Source organism: Sphingomonas sp. P4_G2 (assembly GCF_056401155.1).
In genome coordinates this window covers 49214-67213 of record NZ_JBFUJY010000008.1, presented here as the reverse complement: position 1 = coordinate 67213, position 18000 = coordinate 49214, and the positions used below count along the sequence as shown (strand labels likewise).

The window sequence follows — 18000 nt, the reverse complement described above, 5'->3', positions numbered from 1 at the left end:
CAGCAAGGGCCGCGAACGACCCCGACGCCGGCTGACGCTGGCACGTCCGCCTTTGGGCGGACATCCTCCCTTTAATACGCTCTCGCCACCGCGAATTCGACCGCTTCGGTCATCGCATCGCGCGCCTGGCCCGAGGAGAAGCCGGCGATCGCGTCGATCGCGCGCTGGCCGTAATGGCGCGCCCGCGCCAGCGTGTCGTCGATCGCGCGCGTCGTGCGGACCAACTCGACCGCATGCGCGAAATCCTCGTCCGAAGCGCGATGGCCCAGGATCGCGTCCTTCCAGAACTTGCGGTCCTCTTCATTGCCGCGCGCATAGGCCAGGATCACCGGCAGGGTGACCTTGCCTTCGCGGAAATCGTCGCCGGTATCCTTGCCCATCGTCCCGGCGTCGGACACGTAATCGATCGCATCGTCGACCAGTTGGAACGCCACCCCGAGGTTGCGGCCGAATGCATCGAGCGCCTGTTCCTCGCTTTCGGGCCGTTCGGCGACCACCGCGGCGATCCGACAGGCGGCAGCGAACAAGGCGGCGGTCTTGGCGCCGATGATATCGAGATAGCGTTCCTCGCCCAGGTCGACGCGGCGCGCGGCGGTCAATTGGTCGACCTCGCCTTCGGCGATCACGGCGCTGGCGTTGCTCAGGATCTTGAGCACTTTCAGGCTGCCGTCCTCGACCATCAATTCGAACGAGCGGCTAAACAGGAAGTCGCCGACCAGGATCGACGCGGGATTGCCCCAGATCAGATTCGCGGTGCGCTTGCCGCGGCGCAAGTCGCTGCCATCGACCACGTCGTCATGGAGCAGGGTCGCGGTGTGGATGAACTCGACTGCCGCCGCCAGGCGATGGTGGCGCATCCCGGTATAGCCGAGCAGCCGCGCGCTCGCGAGCGTCAGCATCGGGCGCATGCGCTTGCCGCCGCCGGCGATCAGGTGACCGGCAAGCTCGGGGATCAGCGGAATGTCCGACTGCATGCGGTCCAGGATCACCGCATTGACCATGTTCATGTCCGACGCGACCAGCTGCATCATCGGCTCGAGGCTGGGCTGCGGCCGGGTCGGATCGAGGCGATAGATCGTGGCGCTCATCTCAGCGGAGCCTCTGGCCGAGAGGGGCGCGGAAGGCAAGCACGGGTTGCGCATCCCGGCATGGATGCGCAGAAGGCCGCCACGAATCGAGGGAGCCGCCAGATGAGCGACGACGTGCTGGACGCCTATCGCAGCAGCATCGACAATATCGATGCCGCGCTGATCCACATGCTCGCCGAGCGGTTCAAGGTGACCCAGGCGGTCGGCCGCTACAAGGCGCAGGCCGGCCTGCCGCCGGCCGATCCCGGCCGCGAGGAACGCCAGATAGCGCGGCTGCGGCATTTGGCCGAGGAAGCGCGTCTCGACCCTGAATTCTCGGAGAAGTTCCTGCGCTTCATCATCGACGAAGTCATCCGTCACCATGAACGGCTGCGCGACGAAGCTTAGCGTTTTCCTTGACTTCGCCGACCGACGTCAAACTGGCCAAAGCGCGCGAAAAGAGTTAAAAATACCGAAGGCGCGATCCCATGCCGGAAGCAGAGCAAAGGCGCGCCGGGGAGAGGTGCGATGCATGGCTTCCACGCGTCGGAGAGCCAGTGCAATTATGGTCTGACGATGCATCTGGTCAGCTTTGCGCTGGCCGGGATCATCTTGGGTGTCGTGCTGCTGATCGGCTAGACCGATCGCTCAGGCGGCCAGTTCCTCGCCAGGCAGGATCTCGGTATCGATCTGCGCTTGCATCGGCGCGAGATAGCGCGGGCCGCGGATCGTGCCGTCGAACACGGCGTCGACCGCCTTCACCAGATCGTCGGAGACGCTGACCGTCGCGGCGCCGACATTCTCCTCGAGATGCGTGAGGCTGCGCGTGCCGGGAATGGCGACGATATGCGGTCCGCGCGCCAGCACCCAACCGAGCGCGAGCTGCGCCGACGTCATTCCGGCGTCGGCCGCCAGCGCGTCGAACCGTGCGACCACGCCCAGATTGTGCCGCAGATTGTCGCCGAGGAAGCGCGGCATGTGGAGCCGGATGTCGCCCGCTTCATAATTGTCGTCGTGCACACCCCGCGCCAGCATGCCGCGCGCCACCGGCGAGAAAGCGACGAAGCCGATGCCGAGTTCGCGGCAGGTGTCGAGCACGGCGATGTCGGGATTGCGGACCATCGGCGAATATTCGCTCTGCACCGCGGCCACCGGATGGACTGCGTGCGCGCGACGGATTGTCGCGGCGCCCATTTCGCTGAGGCCGATCGCACCGATCTTGCCTGCTTCGACCGCGCGCTTGAGCTCGCCGACCGACTCCTCGACCGGCACTTTCTTGTCGAGCCGGTGAAGGTAATAGAGATCGATATGATCGGTCCCGAGCCGTTCCAACGCCCCGTCGAGCGTGCGGCGGATCGATTCGGGGCGGCCATCGAGCACGCGCTTGCCGTCGACCGCGTCGAGCACGCATTTCGAGGCCAGCGTGAATTCGGCGCGGCGATGCATCACTGCCTTGCCGACCAGCCGCTCGTTGGCGCCCAGGCCGTAAAGCGCCGCGGTGTCGAGCAACGTGACGCCGAGATCGAGCGCGCGATTGAGCAATGCCGTGCCCTCTTCGTCGCTCGGTCGCGTGCCGTAAGCATGGCTGAGATTCATGCAGCCGAGCCCGATCGCCGAGACGGTAAGGGGGCCGATCTGTCGGGTCGGGAGCGTCATGCCGATTCGCTTTCGGGAAGGAGAAGGTCGTCGCTCACTATCGCCGCGACCTTGCGCTGGCGAGGTTCCCGCACGCGAAAAATCAGCAGCAGAACCGCGAGGCAGAGGAACCCGAACGACAGCCACAGCACCGGCGGATAACCGAGTTTCCACGCCATCAGCCCGCCGAGCAGCGGCCCGATCGCCGAGATCGTGCCCTCGATCGTGGTCGACAGAGCGAGCCGCATCGCGACGTCGGCACGCTCGCCGAATTCGAGCACCATCGTCTGCTGACTCATCTGATAGCCGCAATTGCCGGCGCCGAGGCAACAGAACGCGGCGAACACTGCCCAGGGATGGTGGACGGTCAGCAGCAAGGCGATGCCGCCCGCCCACAGCGCGGCGGCCAGCGTGAAGGTCGAGCGATAGCCGGTACGGTCGCCGAGATGTCCCCAAGCGAGGTTGGAGACGGTATCGGCGCCAAGATAAGCGAGCGACAATTCGCCGATGACGATCCCAGACAAGCCGAGTTGGCTACCGGCATAGAGGATGTAGAACGGCGCCCCGATCCGCGCGCAGACGCAGCACGCTTCGGCCAGGATGAACCAGCGATAGCCGCGATCTTCGAGCAAGGTCGGGAAGGTCTTCACCCGATCGACGAACCGCATCGGCGAGCGCACCACCGGCGGGATCGGCTCGACCATGCGCAACTGAAGCACGGTCAGCCCCAGGCTGGTCAGCACGAAAGCGAGGAAGAAGGTGGTCGCATAGCCATTGCCGAGCACGTCGTTCTGGATCAGCCAGCGCCCGGCGACATAGGACAAGGCCGCGGCGATCAGCCCGCCGGTGATATTGCGATAAGCCTGCAACCGCCCGCGCCGATGGATCGGAATCACTTTCGACATCAGCATTTGGAAGGCGACGCGCTGGGTGCCGTTGAACGCGCCGAGCAGGAAGAACAGGCCGAGCGTGACGAGCAGCAGCGCCTCGCCGCGCAGGAACCAGCCGGCGAGCGCCAGGCCCAGGATCATGATGCGCATCATCGTGCCGGTGCGGATGGCGTAGGGAAGGATGCGCTGCTTGGTTTCGAACCGCGAGGCGGCGAAGATCGGCGAGATGATTGCGCCGAACTGGAGCAGCGACGTGCCGAGCCCGACCAAGGCGTCGGAGCCGGTCAGGCGGTGGATATAGGTCGGGATGAAGGTCGGCGCGTAGATCAGCCGGAACCCAGTCATGCCGAGCATGCCGTGGATGAAATGCGCAGTGTAGTTGCGGCGGAGATTCGCCTCGACGAACGCGGCATAGGCGGCTTCGCGTTCGGCGGGAGAGCGGGGGTCGGCTGCGTCCTCAGTTGTCGTCATGCCGGGCTTGTCCCGGCATCCACCATGCAGCGAGCGCTGACCTTGAGGGGCGAGGACTCAGCCTGCGGCACGGTGGATCCCGGCACAAGGCCGGGATGACGGAGCAGAGGGGGCACCGTTACTACCCCACGTCAGGCGCGAACATCGGGACCGGTGGACCACCCTCGGTCGGCGTGAACTGCACCCGCACCCGCTGGCCGATCTTCAACGCATCGTGATCCTCGGTCGCGATGTTGGTCAGCACCGCCGGTCCTTCGTCCAGCGCCACCCAAGCCAGGGTGTACGGCGCGCCGGCCCCGCGCCGCATCGTCGACAGCGAATAGATCGCGCCTTTGCCCGCACTCTCCACCCAGCGGCTTTCCGCCAGGCAGAAGGGACACAGCGCCCGCGGATAATAATGCGGTTGGCCGCACGCATCGCACTGGCCGATCAGCAGTGTGCCTTGCGCCGCCGCGTCGAAGAAACGCTGATTCTCGACATTGGGCTGGGGCGCGGGGATCTTGCGGGGCTCGCTCATCATTGCCGCTCCAGGATCAGGGTGCCGGCACCATGCCGCGCACCGAGCGCGCCGCCGATGCCGGTGGCGACGGCGAGACCGCAATCGGGCACCTGCACCGCCGGATGCGCCTCGCCGCGCAATTGGCGCACCGCCTCGATCACCTTGGTGATGCCGCCGCGATTGGTCGGGTGGTTGTTGCACAGGCCGCCGCCATCGGTGTTGAACGGCAATCTGCCGCTGCCCGAGATCAGGTTGCCGTCGGCGACGAAGCGGCCTCCCTGGCCCTTCTCGCAGAACCCGAGATCCTCGAGCTGGATCAGCACGGTGATGGTGAAGCTGTCGTAGATCGAGGCATATTGGATGTCGGCCGGCGTCACGCCTGCTTCGGCAAACGCTGCAGGCCCGGACACCGCCGCCGCCGAGGTCGTGAGGTCGAGATTTATGCCGCCACGCGGGCCCTTCACATGTTCGCCGGCGCCGCGCACCGCGACCAGCGGTCGCTTGAGCGACTTCGCCACGTCGGGCGACACCACCAGCAACGCGCCGCCGCCATCCGACACCACGCAGCAATCGAGCCGGTGGAGCGGGTCCGAGATCATCGGCGAATTGACCACATCCTCGACCGTGACGACGTCGCGCAGCATCGCGTGTGGGTTGTATTGCGCATGCGTGCTGGCCGCGACCTTGACCCAGGCAAGCTGCTCGGCGGTGGTGCCATACTCATACCTGTGGCGCGCGGCGCACATGCCGTAGCTGTTGTGCGTCGATTGCCCGACCCAGCCCTCGAATGGCGCTTCGGGGGCATTGCCCAATTGCCGGCCGAACGGCTCCGATCTCGGGCGCCCGGCAAGCGTGATCAGCGCGACCGAGCATTTGCCTGCGGCGATCGCCTGCGCGGCATGGCTGACGTGGAGGATGTAGGACGAGCCGCCGGTCTCGGTCGAATCGACATGGCGGACATTGAGGCCGAGATAATCCACCATCGACATGCCGCCGAAGCCGGGCGCGTCGCCCGCGCAGAAATAGCCGTCGACGTCCTTGAGGCTGAGCCCGGCATCGGCGAGCGCCCCGGCAGTGCATTCGGCGTGGAGCTGCGGCGTCGACTTGTCCGGCGCCAGGCGCGTGGGATGTTCGTACGCCCCGGAAATATAGGCCTTGTTCCTGATGCTCACGCTGCCCCCTGTATCTCGCCCGATGCCGCCCCGAAGGCCGCCAGCGCCCGCTCCTTGACCGCCTTGTAATCGAGCTTGCCGTTGGGCGCGCGGGCCACGCTCTCGACCACCAGCACATGGCGCGGTGCCTTGTAGATGGCGAGTTGGCCCTTCACATGGTCGCGCAATTCCATTTCGTCGGCCGCTGCCCCCGGATGCGGCTCGACCAATGCGACGATGCGCTCGCCAAAGCGCGGGTCGGGCACGCCGGTCACCGCCGCGTCACGCACTGCCGGATGGCGTTTCAATGCTTCCTCGACTTCCTCGGGAAACACCTTCTCCCCACCGGTATTGATGCATTGCGAGCCGCGGCCGAGGATGCGGACAGTGCCGTCGGCATCGACCGTCGCCCAGTCCCCGGGCATCGACCAGCGCTTGCCTTCATAGGTCGGGAAGGTCGATTCGGTCTTGGTCGGGTCCTTGTAATAGCCGAGCGGAATAGGCCCGCCGACCGCAAGCCGGCCGCTCTCGCCCGACCCCGGTTCGACCCGCCTGCCGTCCTCGGTGAAGATCGCGCAATCGGGGCCGAGCGCGAAGCTCGCCGTGGCGATCTCGCCGCTGGCGTTGGTGGTGGAGATGCCCATGCCGAACGCCTCGGACGAGGAATAGCTATCCATCAACTGGACCTGGGGAATATGGCGGATCAGTCCGAGCTTGTTCTCGCGGTTCCACATCGCGCCCGACGAGCCGATCACGAACACCGATGACAGGTCCCAACGGCTCGGATTGGCATCGAGCGCTTCGAGCAAGGGCTGGGCGAAGGGCTGGCCGACGATCGTGATCCGCGTCGCGCGCCATTGTTCGACCGAATCCCACATCGCCTCAGGATCGAACTTGCCATGGGGCAGCAGGACGACCGTCCCGCCAAAGCCGAGCGCACCGAACGCGGCGATCAGCCCAGTCGCGTGCATCAGCGGCGGCGCGATCAGCGAGCGTGGCTTGATCGGGGTGGCGAGCGCGCGCGGCCCGGCATCCTCGGGTCGGTCGAGCGGCGGGATGCCGAGCAGGGGATTGGCGCCATAGCCACCCTTGGCGAACAGATCGCCTTGCCGCCACATCACCGCTTTGGGCATGCCGGTGGTGCCGCCGGTGAAGATCAGCAGCAGATCCTCGTCGTGACGGCCCCAGGGTGCGACGATCGGGCGCTGGTCCGGGACGGTGGCGGCGAGCGTGGCGAACCCCTGCGCCCAATCGGGCACCGCTTCACCAGCGGGCGCGACCGCGATCCAGCTCTTCACGTCGGGCATCTGTCCGCGCACGCGGTCGAGCAATGACGCGAACCCCGCCTCGAACACCACCGCTTCGGCATCGCCATTGTCGAGCAGATAGCGGACCTCCCCGGGCCCATAGCGGTAATTGACGTTGAACGGCGCCAGCCCGGCCTTGAACGCGGCGAAATAGGCGATGAGATATTCGGGACAATTGGTCGTGTAGACCGCGACCTTCGACTGATGCGTCAGCCCGGCGGCAAGGAAGTGCGCGGCGAGCGCATCGGCGGCGGTATCGAATGCGGCGAAGCTGACGACGCGGTCGCCCTGGACGATTGCGGGCTCGTCGGGGATCGCCGCGGCGACCGCTTCCCAGACATTGGCATAGGTCCAAGCGGTCACTGCTCGGAACCTCGGGTACGGAAGGCTGGCATCCGACTCTCCCAGTTACCGCGCTTCTTTCCTGACGCTACGGCTTCTTGAGAAAGCGATTGGAAGATCGGGTATGGAGCGTCAAGGGGGCAGGGCGAAATAATCGCCGTTCCTGTCGAAGCGGGAATTTCGGCAAAGCCGAGGTGCGGCTCGTAACCCTCGGAGCGCGGACGGTCGCTTTACAGCGATCGCCCGATCAGCTCCTTCATGATCTCGTTGGTCCCGCCATAGATGCGCGACACCCGCGCCGCGCGCCACATCCGCGCGATCGGATATTCGTTCATATAGCCCGCACCGCCATGCAGCTGGAGGCACTTGTCCATGACCTCCCATTGCAGCTCGGTGTGCCAGAGTTTGGCCGCCGCGCCTTCGGTCGGAGTCAGTTCGCCCTTGAGATGCCGCTGGATCGCCCAATCGAGATGCGCCCAGCCGACCTGGAGCTTGGCCTTGAGGTCGGCGAGCACGAACCGCGTATTCTGGAAATCGAACACCATCCCGGCGAACGCCTTGCGCGTCTTGGTGAACTCGACCGTTTCGTCGAACGCCTTTTGCGCCGATGCCTGCGTCCCGATCGCGATCGACAGCCGTTCCTGCGGCAGCTGGCTCATCAGGTAGATGAAGCCCTTGCCTTCCTCGCCCAGGCAATTGGTCATCGGCACGCGCACATCCTCGAAGAACAACTCGGAGGTGTCGGCGGCGTCCTGGCCGATCTTGTCGAGCTTGCGCCCGCGCTTGAAGCCTTCGCGATCGGCCTCGATCAGGATGATCGACATGCCTTTATAGGCCGGCTGGATGTCCGGATCGGTTTTGGCGACGACCAATACCAGGTCGGCATTCTGGCCGTTGGTGATGTAGGTCTTGCTGCCGTTGACGACATAATGGTTGCCGTCCTTCTTGGCCGAGGTGCGGATCGCCTGGAGATCGCTGCCGGTGCCCGGCTCGGTCATCGCGATCGCGGTGATCGTCTCGCCCGACACGAGGCGCGGCAGCCACTGCGCCTTCTGCTCCTCCGAACCATAAGCTTCGAGATAGCCGCACACGATGTCGGATTGCAGCGAGAAGCCGGCGGGAACGCCGATATAGGACATCTCCTCATCGACGATCGCGTTATAGCCGAAATCGAGTCCCAGCCCGCCATAAGCCTCGGGAACGGTCGGGCACAGCATCCCGATCTCGCCGGCCTTGCGCCAGAAGGCCTTCGGGACCAGCCGGTTCTGCTCCCACTCGTTGACGTGCGGCACGCCTTCCTTCTGCAGGAAGGAACGGACGGTCTGGCGGAACGCCTCATGATCCTCGTTATAGGCGAAGCGGCCGGGCACCGAATCCGGGGTCATGATACGTCCTCTCCTGCAACCTTTTGGGCAAGGTGCGGGCAGTTTACGCGGGCGTCAACCGTCGCCGTTCGTGTCGAACGACGCCGAGACACCGTTGAGGGGAGCAAAGGCTTCTCGACTTCGCTCGAAGCGAACGGGTAAGGATGGGCAAAGTTTTCAGGAGAGCGCATGAAACTCGCCAGCCTCAAGCACGGCCGTGACGGCAAACTGGTCGTCGTGTCGACCGACCTCGCCTGGTATGCCGATGCCGGGCATATCGCGCCGACCTTGCAAGCCGCGCTCGACGATTGGGATCGGCTATCGCCCGATCTGCAGAATCTTCAGACCGACCTCGATCACGAAGTCATCCCGCGCCAGCGCTTCCACGAGCACGACGCTGCCTCGCCGCTGCCGCGCGCCTACCAATGGGCGGACGGCTCGGCCTATGTGAACCATGTTGCATTGGTTCGACAGGCACGAAACGCCGAGATGCCGGAGACCTTCTGGCACGATCCCTTGATGTACCAGGGCGGTTCGGACGGTTTTCTCGGCCCGCGCGATCCGATCCCGCTCGCCGACGAAGCCTGGGGCTGCGACCTCGAGGCCGAGGTCGTGGTGGTGACCGGCGACGTGCCACTGGGCGCCACGCGCGACCAGGCGCTCGACGCGATCCTGCTGGTCGGGCTGACCAACGACGTGTCACTGCGTAACCTCATCCCGGGCGAACTCGCCAAGGGCTTCGGCTTCTTCCAGTCGAAACCGGCCAGCGCTTTCTCCCCGGTGTTCGTCACGCCCGATTCGCTCGGCGATTGGTGGCAGGACGGCAAGCTCCATCGCAAATTGATGGTCGACCTCAACGGCCAGCCCTTCGGCCGTGCCGAGGCGGGCGAGGACATGACGTTCGATTTCGGTACCCTGGTCGCGCACGCCGCCAAGACGCGGCGCCTCGGGGCGGGGACGATCATCGGGTCGGGTACCGTCTCCAACCGCGACGCGGATGGCGGTCCGGGCAAACCGATCGCCGATGGCGGGGTCGGTTATTCGTGCCTAGCCGAGGTGCGCACCGTCGAGACGATACAGACCGGCGCGGCCAAAACGCCGTTCCTCAAGAAAGGCGATACCGTCCGCATCTGGGCAGAGGATGACCGCCATCATCCGATCTTCGGGGTGATCGAACAGACGGTGGAATAACTCCGTCACCCGAGCGAGATTCCGTCGCCCCAGCGAAATTCCCGTCACCCCAGCGAAAGCTGGGGTCTCCAGCCTCATCGCGCCACCGCTTGAGACCCCAGCTTTCGCTGGGGTGACGGAGTGCGCAATCCGCTCGGCGCAGCTTGGTTGCCGGGCGGTATGCCGACCTGCTCCACGCAAGACTCGCCAAGTCCGTTGAAATTTTATAACAACGCGCCAAAGCCCGCGCCCAAGCGTTGCGGCTGGTGAGTCGAACCTGGAGAGAGCATGGCCAGCGATCATCCGCGCGCCAATTTGAAGCCCCTGTCGCTGCACGTGCCGGAACCCAAATTCCGCCCCGGCGACACGGTCGATTTCGGCGAAGTCGACGTGCCCCCCGCCGGATCGGTGCGGCGTCCCGATACCGCCGATAAGGCGCAGGACTTCGCCGACCTCGCTTACACCATGGTCCGCGTGCTCGATGAGGACAATCGCGCGGTCGGCCCCTGGGACCCCAAGCTTTCGCCCGACGCGCTGCGCCGCATGCTTCGCAACATGGCATTGGTCCGCGCGTTCGACGAGCGCATGTTCCGCGCCCAGCGCCAGGGCAAGACCAGCTTCTACATGAAGAGCCTGGGTGAGGAAGCGGTGTCGATCGGCGCCGCCGCCGCGCTCGCCGATGACGACATGTGCTTCCCGAGCTATCGTCAGCAAGGCATCCTGATCTCGCGCGGTTGTCCGCTGGTCGACATGATGAACCAGATCTATTCGAACAATGGCGACAAGCTCCAGGGCAAGCAGCTGCCGATCATGTATTCGGAGCGGCGGTTCAGCTTCTTCTCGATCTCCGGCAATCTCACCACGCAATATCCGCAAGCGGTCGGCTGGGCGATGGCCTCGGCGTCGCGCGGCGACACGCGGATCGCCTCGACCTGGTGCGGCGAAGGGTCGACCGCGGAAGGCGACTTCCACTCGGCGCTGACCTTCGCGACGGTCTATCGCGCGCCGGTCATCTTCAACGTCGTCAACAACCAATGGGCGATCAGCTCGTTCTCGGGATTCGCCGGGGCGGAAGCGACCACCTTCGCCGCGCGCGCGATCGGCTATGGCATTGCCGGCCTGCGCGTCGACGGCAACGATGCGCTCGCGGTCTATGCCGCGATGTCCTGGGCAGCGGAGCGCGCGCGGACCAACCAGGGCCCGACCTTGATCGAGCATTTCACCTATCGTGCCGAAGGCCATTCGACCTCGGACGACCCGACGCAATATCGCTCGGCAGGCGAGCCGACGGCCTGGCCGCTCGGCGATCCCGTCACGCGGCTCAAGGACCATCTCATCGCGATCGGCGAATGGGACGAGGAGCGCCATGTCGCGCAGGACAAGGAGCTCGCCGAAATGGTGCGCGACGCGCAAAAAGAGGCCGAGAAGAACGGCATCCTCGGCCACGGCCTGCACCAGCCGCTCGACACCTTGTTCGACGGCGTGTTCGAGGAAATGCCATGGCATTTGCGCGAACAGCAGCAGCAGATGATGAGCGAAGAAGAAGCATCGGGGCGGCCATGGGCGCGGAAGTGACCTTATCCGTCACCCCAGCGAAAGAGCGACGGGTCGGCCCGTCCCCCGGACGGGCCTTGAGCATGCGGGGCATGCTCAACCCGTCGCTGGTCTCGCGCCGCCAGCGCTCGCTCTATTTTCAAGAGACCCCAGCATTCGCTGGGGTGACGGAGTTGGTCTGGTGAGCGATGTCATCGAAACCGAAGCTGGCGCGGCCGATACCGGCACCACCTCCCGCATGAACATGATCCAGGCGATCAACTCGGCGCTCGACGTGATGATGGCGCGCGACCCCAGCGTGATCGTGATGGGCGAGGATGTCGGCTATTTCGGCGGCGTGTTCCGTGCGACCGCCGGGCTGCAGAAGAAGCACGGCAAGACGCGCGTGTTCGACACGCCGATCACCGAATGCGGCATCATCGGCGTCGCGGTCGGCATGGGCGCTTATGGCCTGCGCCCGGTGCCGGAGATCCAGTTCGCTGACTATATCTATCCCGCGCTCGACCAGCTCGTGTCGGAAGCGGCGCGGCTGCGCTATCGCTCGGCGGGCGAGTTCATCGCGCCGATGACGATCCGCTCGCCTTATGGCGGTGGCATCTTCGGTGGGCAGACGCACTCGCAATCGCCCGAGGGCATCTTCACCCACGTCTCGGGCGTGAAGACGGTGATCCCGGCGACGCCGTACGACGCCAAGGGCCTACTGATCGCGGCGATCGAGGACAATGATCCGACGATCTTCTTCGAGCCCAAGCGTATCTATAACGGCCCGTTCAACGGCCATTGGGATCGTCCGGCGGAGAATTGGTCGAAACATCCCGGCGGCGAGGTGCCCGAAGGCTATTACAAGGTGCCGCTGGGCAAGGCGAACGTCGTCCGCGCTGGCGAGGCGCTGACTATCCTCTGCTACGGCACGATGGTCCATGTTTGCCGGGCCGTGATCGAGGAAGCCGGCGTGGACGCCGAGATTCTCGATTTGCGCACGCTGGTCCCGCTCGACATCGAGGCGATCGAGGAGTCGGTCAAGAAGACCGGCCGCTGCATGATCGTCCACGAAGCGACGCGCACCTCGGGCTTCGGCGCCGAATTGTCGGCGCTGGTCCAGGAACGTTGTTTCTATCATCTCGAGGCACCGATCGAACGCGTCACCGGGTTCGACACGCCTTACCCCCACAGCCTCGAATGGGCCTATTTTCCCGGCCCCGTCCGTATCGGACAGGCGCTCAAAAAGATCATGAAGGACTGATCCGAATGGCCCGGTTTGAATTTCGCTTGCCCGACATCGGTGAAGGCATCGCAGAAGCCGAGATCGTCGCCTGGCACGTCAAGGTCGGCGATGCGGTCGAGGAAGACCAGCAGCTCGCCGACATGATGACCGACAAGGCGACGGTCGAGATGGAGAGCCCGGTCTCGGGGACCGTCGTGTCCTTGGCGGGCGAGGTCGGGGATCAGATCCCGATCGGCTCGACGCTGGTGGTGATCGAGACCGTGGGGGAGGCCAGTGCCCAGCCCGAGACAAAGGCCGAGGAAGTCGCGGAAGAGATCGAGGCGGAGACGCCGGGTCTTGCGGATGCTGAGGGCGAGACGCCGGCCTACGAAACCGAATCTCCCTCTCCCCTTGTGGGAGGGGGAAGGGGCCCGCTCGCGTCAGCGAGTGGGAAGGGTGAGGGGGACTCTGCGTCCGTCTCGCCCAGCACTCCCCCTCACCCTTCCGCCGCCTCCGGCGGCTCCCTCCCTCTCCCACAAGGGGAGAGGGAGAAGGTCCTCGCCACCCCCGCGGTCCGCCAGCGCGCCAAAGACCTCGGCGTCGACCTTTCCCAGGTAAAAACCGACGGCGACCGCATCCGCCACGCCGATCTCGACGCCTTCCTGCGCTACGGCTCGGGCCAGGGCTATCATGCCCCGCACGCGAGCCGCGCGCGCGAGGACGAGGTGATCAAGGTCATCGGCATGCGCCGCCGCATTGCCGAGAACATGCAGGCGGCCAAGCGCAACATCCCGCATTTCACGTATGTCGACGAGATCGACGTGACCGCGCTCGAGGACATGCGCGCCGACCTCAACGCCAATCGCGGGGGGCGGCCCAAGCTCACCATGCTGCCGTTCCTGATCGTCGCCATTTGCCGCACCCTACCCGATTTCCCGATGCTCAATGCGCGCTACGACGACGAAGCCGGCGTGGTGACGCGCTCGGGCCGGGTCCATCTCGGCATGGCGACGCAAACCGATGCCGGGCTCACCGTTCCCGTCATCCGCGATGCGCAGGACAGGAACGTGTGGCAGCTCGCGACCGAGATCACGCGGCTGGCCGAGGCCGCGCGCGCCAACAAGCTCAAGCCTGACGAAATGGGCGGCGGCACGATCACCGTGACCTCGCTCGGGCCGTTGGGCGGCATCGCGACGACGCCGGTGATCAACCGACCCGAAGTGGCGATCATCGGTCCCAACAAGATCGTCGAGCGCCCGGTATTCCGTGGCGACGACATCGTCCGCGCCAAGCTGATGAACCTGTCGATCAGCTGCGACCACCGTGTCGTCGATGGCTGGGATGCGGCGAGCTACGTCCAGGCGGTGCGCAAATATCTCGAGACGCCGGTCCTGCTGTTTGCCGACTGACCAGCTGCGCCGGCGCCGGCGCGGCCGTTGCGGCCCGACATAGTTGTGCGACAAAGCGCGCCTAGCGTCCCGCCCTTGAGGGTCGGGGCGGAGTATCGGCGATGGGTTTCTGGTTGGGATTGATGTTGATGGCGGGCGGGCAGGCGGTGCCACCGATACCGCCTTTGGCCGGTAAGCTGCCGGACGACGACAAGCCTGCCGCCGCCCCGCAGGACCGCCCGCGCGGCCGGCTGTTCATCAGCCCGATGGGCGAGCCGTTTCGCGGCCCCGATCCTGTGGGAATGTGGTTCGACGGCGCCGACACCAATCATGACGGCGTGGTGACGCTCGCCGAGTTCACCGCCGACGCGGACCGCTTCTTCCTGCGGCTCGATCGCGGGCATGACGGCGAGATCGATCCCGACGATATCGACTATTACGAGACCGTGCTCGCCCCCGAAATCCGTACCGGCGGTGAAGGCGGCATGGCCGCCGGCCGGCCGAGTGGCGGTGCGCGTCGCGGCGGTGGCGGCCGACATGGCGGCGGCGGCGGTGGTGGGGGTGGAGGCCGCGGCGGCGGTCGCATGGGCGGTGGCGGTGGTGGCGGCGACGCCCAATCGAGCAGCAGCGACGCGCAGCCACGTTATTCCGACGTCAAACGCGGTGCGGCGCGCTTCTCGTTCTTCGATTATCCCGAGCCGGTCACCGTTGCCGACACCAATTTCAACCGTGGGGTCGATCCCAAGGAGTTCCGTGACGCCGCGGCGGATCGCTTCGCGATGCTCGACACCAAGCATGACGGCAAACTCACCCGCGCCGAACTTCCCAAATTGAGCGCGCCGGCGGCGGGCCAGTTCGGCGGCAAGGGCAAGCGGAGAGGCGGCAGAGGTTGGTCGCGCGGCGACGCCACCGGCAACGGCTCGCCCCCGGCGGACAAGGATGGCGGCGACTCCGCGCCCTGAGGCGCCGGTCAGAAGCGCGACCGGCTGTCGAGCAATCCGGTCTCGGTCATCTTGCGGCGCGCGTTGGCGACCAATGCGGTTTGCTCCCTGACCGCATCGTTCCAATCGGTGATCGTTCGGTTGAACGTGCCGACATCGCCCTGATTGTAGAACATGAACTGGCCGCCGACCGCTTTCCAGCGATGCGTCGCGAGGAACGTGCACAACCGGCCGCCGATCTCGAGTTGCTGGCGCTGCAATTCGCTCGACCGGCGCGAATTGGCCAGATTGCTGTCCAGTCCCTTGTCGAACGCCTTGATCAACTCGCGCCGGGTCGCCTCGTCCTTGACGATCTCGCCCAGCCGCGTGTGGACCCGCGCGATCGCCGCGGTCACGCGGCGATCCGACTGGTCGATTTTCGGTTCGACCCGAACAAATCTCGCGCAATCCTTGAGCATCGCCGGCGTGTTGCTGACCATATAGGCGTCGTGCAGCCGATCCATGCCCATCACCTGGAACATCGCCTCGCGCTGGTGCCGTTCGGAGGTCATGTCGCGGAGGAAATCGAACATCGTCCGCGTGATCGGGCCGACCGCCATGCCCGGTGGCAGGCGGGGCTCGCCGGTCTCGTCGATACGGATTCGCCGGACGTTGGCGGCGTCCATCCGCAGCGCGATCGTGTCAAAGGCGATCGCGGCGGCAACGGTGAGCAGGGCGATGCCCCATAGGACCGCCGCTACGCCGATTTTCCAGCCCGTCGTGGCGTGGCGGAGCGTCAGGAACCAGGCGCCGCCCCAGACCAGTGCCGCCAATATCGTCGCTACCGCGAGCGCGCCCGCGCTATGCGTCGATATGTCGACCGGCGACAGGTTGATCGCGACGATCGCGATCAGCAGGATCGCGCCGGCCCCCGCCAGCATGGCGATCCACGGACGGCCATCGGATTGCTCTAGCGCGGCTTCCCATTCGTCGAGACCTTCGTCTCGCCATGTCGACGATATCATGCGCGGCCCCCGCTTTCCCCGCCGGCAACATGTCGTGCGCCGTGTCGCGCGGCAAGGGGTGAATGCGCCATACCGGCACGCGATGGTTTGAACCGCGCGCGCGACAGCGCTACAGCGCGGCGATGCGGTTCGCGTTCGTCAAATGCCACGGTTCGGGCAACGATTTCCCGATGATCGATGCGCGTGCCATCGAATTGCCCGACGCTGCCTGGGCCCAGGTCGCGCGGGCGCTGGCCGATCGGCGCGGGCCGGTCGGTGGCGACGGCCTGCTGCTGCTGACCGCGGGCGATGCGCGGCACGATTTCGGTTTCCGCATGTTCAACAGCGACGGGTCGGAAGCCGAGACTTGTCTCAACGGGCTACGCTGCGTCGCGCGGGCCGGGTTCGATGCGCTGGGGATCGACCATGCGCACGTCCATCTCAAGACCTCGGTGGTCGAGGTGACGCGCGATCCCGATCTTTCGCCGGGCGTGGTGACGGTTCGCGAACTGGCCGGTCCGGCATCGCTCGATATCGTCGACTGGCCGATGACGATCGGCCGCGAACAGAATGTCCAGATGGCGATTCCCGGATTGCCCAGCGATCGGCCGTTCACCGCGGTCTCGATTCCCAACCCGCATCTGATCGCGTTCGTCGACGCAGTCGATGAGCAGGAACTCGTGGCGGTCGGTCAGCTGTGCGAATCGGCGCCCGACTGGCTGCCCAACCGCGCCAATGTCAGCTTCGTCGAAACGCGTCCCGGCGGTCTGTTCGTCCGCACGTTCGAACGCGGCGTCGGACTGACCGACAGTTGCGGCAGCGCGATGGCGGCGTCGACCTTCGCCGCCTGCCTGACCGAACGCGCACGCTTCGATACCGAAATCACCGTCTGGAATGCGGGCGGGTTGATCAGGGCCTGTGCCGATCCGGACGGCATGGTCCGGCTATCGGGCAATGCCACTTACGAATGGGAAGGGTCGGCCGACGTCGATCTCGACCGCGCTTTGGCCGGCGAGCTCATCGTGACGCGGCATTTCAACGACGAGATCGCGGCCTGGGCGGGGGTAGCGGACCAGGCGATCGCGGCACCTCGACCGGCCTGATCGCGGGCCGGCTACGGGTTACTGCCGCTTGGGGAACGAGGCTGTTCGGTGAAGCTGGGCGCGGATTTGCCCAAGGCGCGTCGTCGCGGCCGTGGCTGGGATGCCGAGCCGGACGTAGCGCGCCGCCGATGCTGTCGTATCGCGCCCGGCGGCCATGTCGAAGGCAGCGCAGAAATCGTCCGATTCCCACCGTGCCAGGCTGGCCGCGCGCTGGGCGCAGCCGCGGCTATAAGCAGCGATTCCTTGCTGGCCGTCGCGGCGGACGACGCGGCTATATTGGCGGACGGCAAGGCGGATGGTCGCGTGGTCGATCTGCGGCGCGGCGACCGGGGTCGGCGACGATGTCGCTGCCGACGTCGGGATAGCCGGACTCGCGGCAGCGCTGCCGGCCCCGAATCCGGCGGGCGTGAGCAGGCGCCGCACCTGGCGGAAACTCGACCGCGCGAAGCTCGCGGCCGACCCGCTATCGCCCCCCGGCAGCATCGCCGCGACCTGTCCGGGCACGCCGGGCAGAGTGATCGCGACCGCCGGCAACCCGACAAAGGCGAGGATCAGCACCAGCGTGGTGCCGGCTCCGCGGCGCGGCGGCATCGGATAGGGCGACGCCCAGCCGGGTCGCGTCTCGTCATCGGGCGGTGCCGCGCGTTGCAGGTCATAGGCGATACGGCGGTTGTTATTGCCCAATACCGCCCAGGCCGCGTTGAACGCGCGGGTACGGTCGTCGGCGTCGGGCACGCCATGCGCGGTATCGGGATGGTATTTGCGCAACAGCGCCTTCCACGCGGCGCGGATCACGGCGTGGTCCGCGTCGGGCGTTACGCCGAGCATCGCGTAATAATCGGGCGCTGCCGCCATCGCCAATATTTGCGCCCAAAAGGCGAACTCGGCAAGCGTGGGATGCGCGATCCTGGCCGGGCTGATCGCGTTGTTG

The 18000-nt window shown here is 66.0% G+C and carries 16 protein-coding genes; 7 read left to right on the top strand and 9 right to left on the bottom strand.

The window, feature by feature from the left end; all coding sequences use genetic code 11:
- Window positions 1-71: 71 nt before the first annotated feature.
- Window positions 72-1088, bottom strand: a complete 1017-nt coding sequence (locus tag AC1DRD_RS19510) for a polyprenyl synthetase family protein (RefSeq protein WP_478042697.1) — start codon at window positions 1086-1088, stop codon at window positions 72-74.
- A gap of 102 nt (window positions 1089-1190) precedes the next feature.
- On the opposite strand from AC1DRD_RS19510, the gene AC1DRD_RS19505 reads away from it, so the two are divergent.
- The gene (locus AC1DRD_RS19505) at window positions 1191-1475 is read left to right on the top strand and encodes a chorismate mutase (protein WP_478042696.1); all 285 of its coding nucleotides are present in this window, start codon (window positions 1191-1193) and stop codon (window positions 1473-1475) included.
- A gap of 240 nt (window positions 1476-1715) precedes the next feature.
- On the opposite strand, the gene AC1DRD_RS19500 is transcribed toward AC1DRD_RS19505, so the two are convergent.
- The 6 genes from AC1DRD_RS19500 to AC1DRD_RS19475 all read right to left on the bottom strand — a co-directional run bounded on the left by AC1DRD_RS19500 (window position 1716) and on the right by AC1DRD_RS19475 (window position 8747).
- Window positions 1716-2723, bottom strand: coding sequence for an aldo/keto reductase (locus tag AC1DRD_RS19500; RefSeq protein WP_478042695.1), 1008 nt, complete (start codon window positions 2721-2723; stop codon window positions 1716-1718).
- Window positions 2720-4063: an MFS transporter gene (locus tag AC1DRD_RS19495; RefSeq protein ID WP_478042694.1), complete on the bottom strand. Its 1344-nt coding sequence runs from the start codon at window positions 4061-4063 to the stop codon at window positions 2720-2722. Before AC1DRD_RS19495 ends, AC1DRD_RS19500 begins: the two co-directional genes overlap by 4 nt.
- 121 nt (window positions 4064-4184) lie before the next feature.
- Window positions 4185-4580 (bottom strand): Zn-ribbon domain-containing OB-fold protein, encoded by a 396-nt coding sequence (locus AC1DRD_RS19490; RefSeq protein ID WP_478042693.1) that lies wholly within the window; start codon window positions 4578-4580, stop codon window positions 4185-4187.
- Window positions 4580-5734: a thiolase domain-containing protein gene (locus AC1DRD_RS19485; RefSeq protein ID WP_478042692.1), complete on the bottom strand. Its 1155-nt coding sequence runs from the start codon at window positions 5732-5734 to the stop codon at window positions 4580-4582. The genes AC1DRD_RS19490 and AC1DRD_RS19485 overlap by 1 nt, the downstream gene beginning before the upstream one ends.
- Window positions 5731-7383: an AMP-binding protein gene (locus AC1DRD_RS19480; RefSeq protein WP_478042691.1), complete on the bottom strand. Its 1653-nt coding sequence runs from the start codon at window positions 7381-7383 to the stop codon at window positions 5731-5733. Before AC1DRD_RS19480 ends, AC1DRD_RS19485 begins: the two co-directional genes overlap by 4 nt.
- A gap of 209 nt (window positions 7384-7592) precedes the next feature.
- Window positions 7593-8747: an acyl-CoA dehydrogenase family protein gene (locus AC1DRD_RS19475; protein WP_478042690.1), complete on the bottom strand. Its 1155-nt coding sequence runs from the start codon at window positions 8745-8747 to the stop codon at window positions 7593-7595.
- Between the two features lie 168 nt (window positions 8748-8915).
- Between AC1DRD_RS19475 and AC1DRD_RS19470 the strand changes: the two genes are divergently transcribed.
- From AC1DRD_RS19470 to AC1DRD_RS19450, 5 genes are all read left to right on the top strand, one after another.
- Window positions 8916-9917 carry a fumarylacetoacetate hydrolase family protein gene (locus AC1DRD_RS19470; protein WP_478042689.1) on the top strand — a complete coding sequence of 334 codons (1002 nt, stop codon included), beginning with the start codon at window positions 8916-8918 and terminating at the stop codon, window positions 9915-9917.
- 267 nt (window positions 9918-10184) lie between these two features.
- Window positions 10185-11471 (top strand): thiamine pyrophosphate-dependent enzyme, encoded by a 1287-nt coding sequence (locus AC1DRD_RS19465; RefSeq protein ID WP_478031896.1) that lies wholly within the window; start codon window positions 10185-10187, stop codon window positions 11469-11471.
- A 217-nt stretch (window positions 11472-11688) separates the two neighbouring features.
- Window positions 11689-12693 (top strand): alpha-ketoacid dehydrogenase subunit beta, encoded by a 1005-nt coding sequence (locus AC1DRD_RS19460; protein WP_478032034.1) that lies wholly within the window; start codon window positions 11689-11691, stop codon window positions 12691-12693.
- 5 nt (window positions 12694-12698) lie between these two features.
- Entirely contained in the window at window positions 12699-14063 is a 1365-nt protein-coding gene (locus tag AC1DRD_RS19455) for a dihydrolipoamide acetyltransferase family protein (protein ID WP_478042688.1), read from the top strand.
- A 101-nt stretch (window positions 14064-14164) separates the two neighbouring features.
- Entirely contained in the window at window positions 14165-15004 is an 840-nt protein-coding gene (locus AC1DRD_RS19450; RefSeq protein WP_478042687.1) for an EF-hand domain-containing protein, read from the top strand.
- Window positions 15005-15012: 8 nt separating this feature from the next.
- Here the strand turns inward: AC1DRD_RS19450 and AC1DRD_RS19445 are convergent, their stop codons facing one another.
- Complete coding sequence (locus tag AC1DRD_RS19445) at window positions 15013-15987, bottom strand: hypothetical protein (protein ID WP_478031892.1); 975 nt, start codon at window positions 15985-15987, stop codon at window positions 15013-15015.
- Window positions 15988-16109: 122 nt separating this feature from the next.
- Between AC1DRD_RS19445 and dapF the strand changes: the two genes are divergently transcribed.
- Entirely contained in the window at window positions 16110-17069 is a 960-nt protein-coding gene (gene dapF, locus AC1DRD_RS19440; RefSeq protein WP_478042757.1) for a diaminopimelate epimerase, read from the top strand.
- An 18-nt stretch (window positions 17070-17087) separates the two neighbouring features.
- Here the strand turns inward: dapF and AC1DRD_RS19435 are convergent, their stop codons facing one another.
- Window positions 17088-17924 (bottom strand): J domain-containing protein, encoded by an 837-nt coding sequence (locus tag AC1DRD_RS19435; RefSeq protein ID WP_478042686.1) that lies wholly within the window; start codon window positions 17922-17924, stop codon window positions 17088-17090.
- Window positions 17925-18000 lie beyond the last annotated feature (76 nt).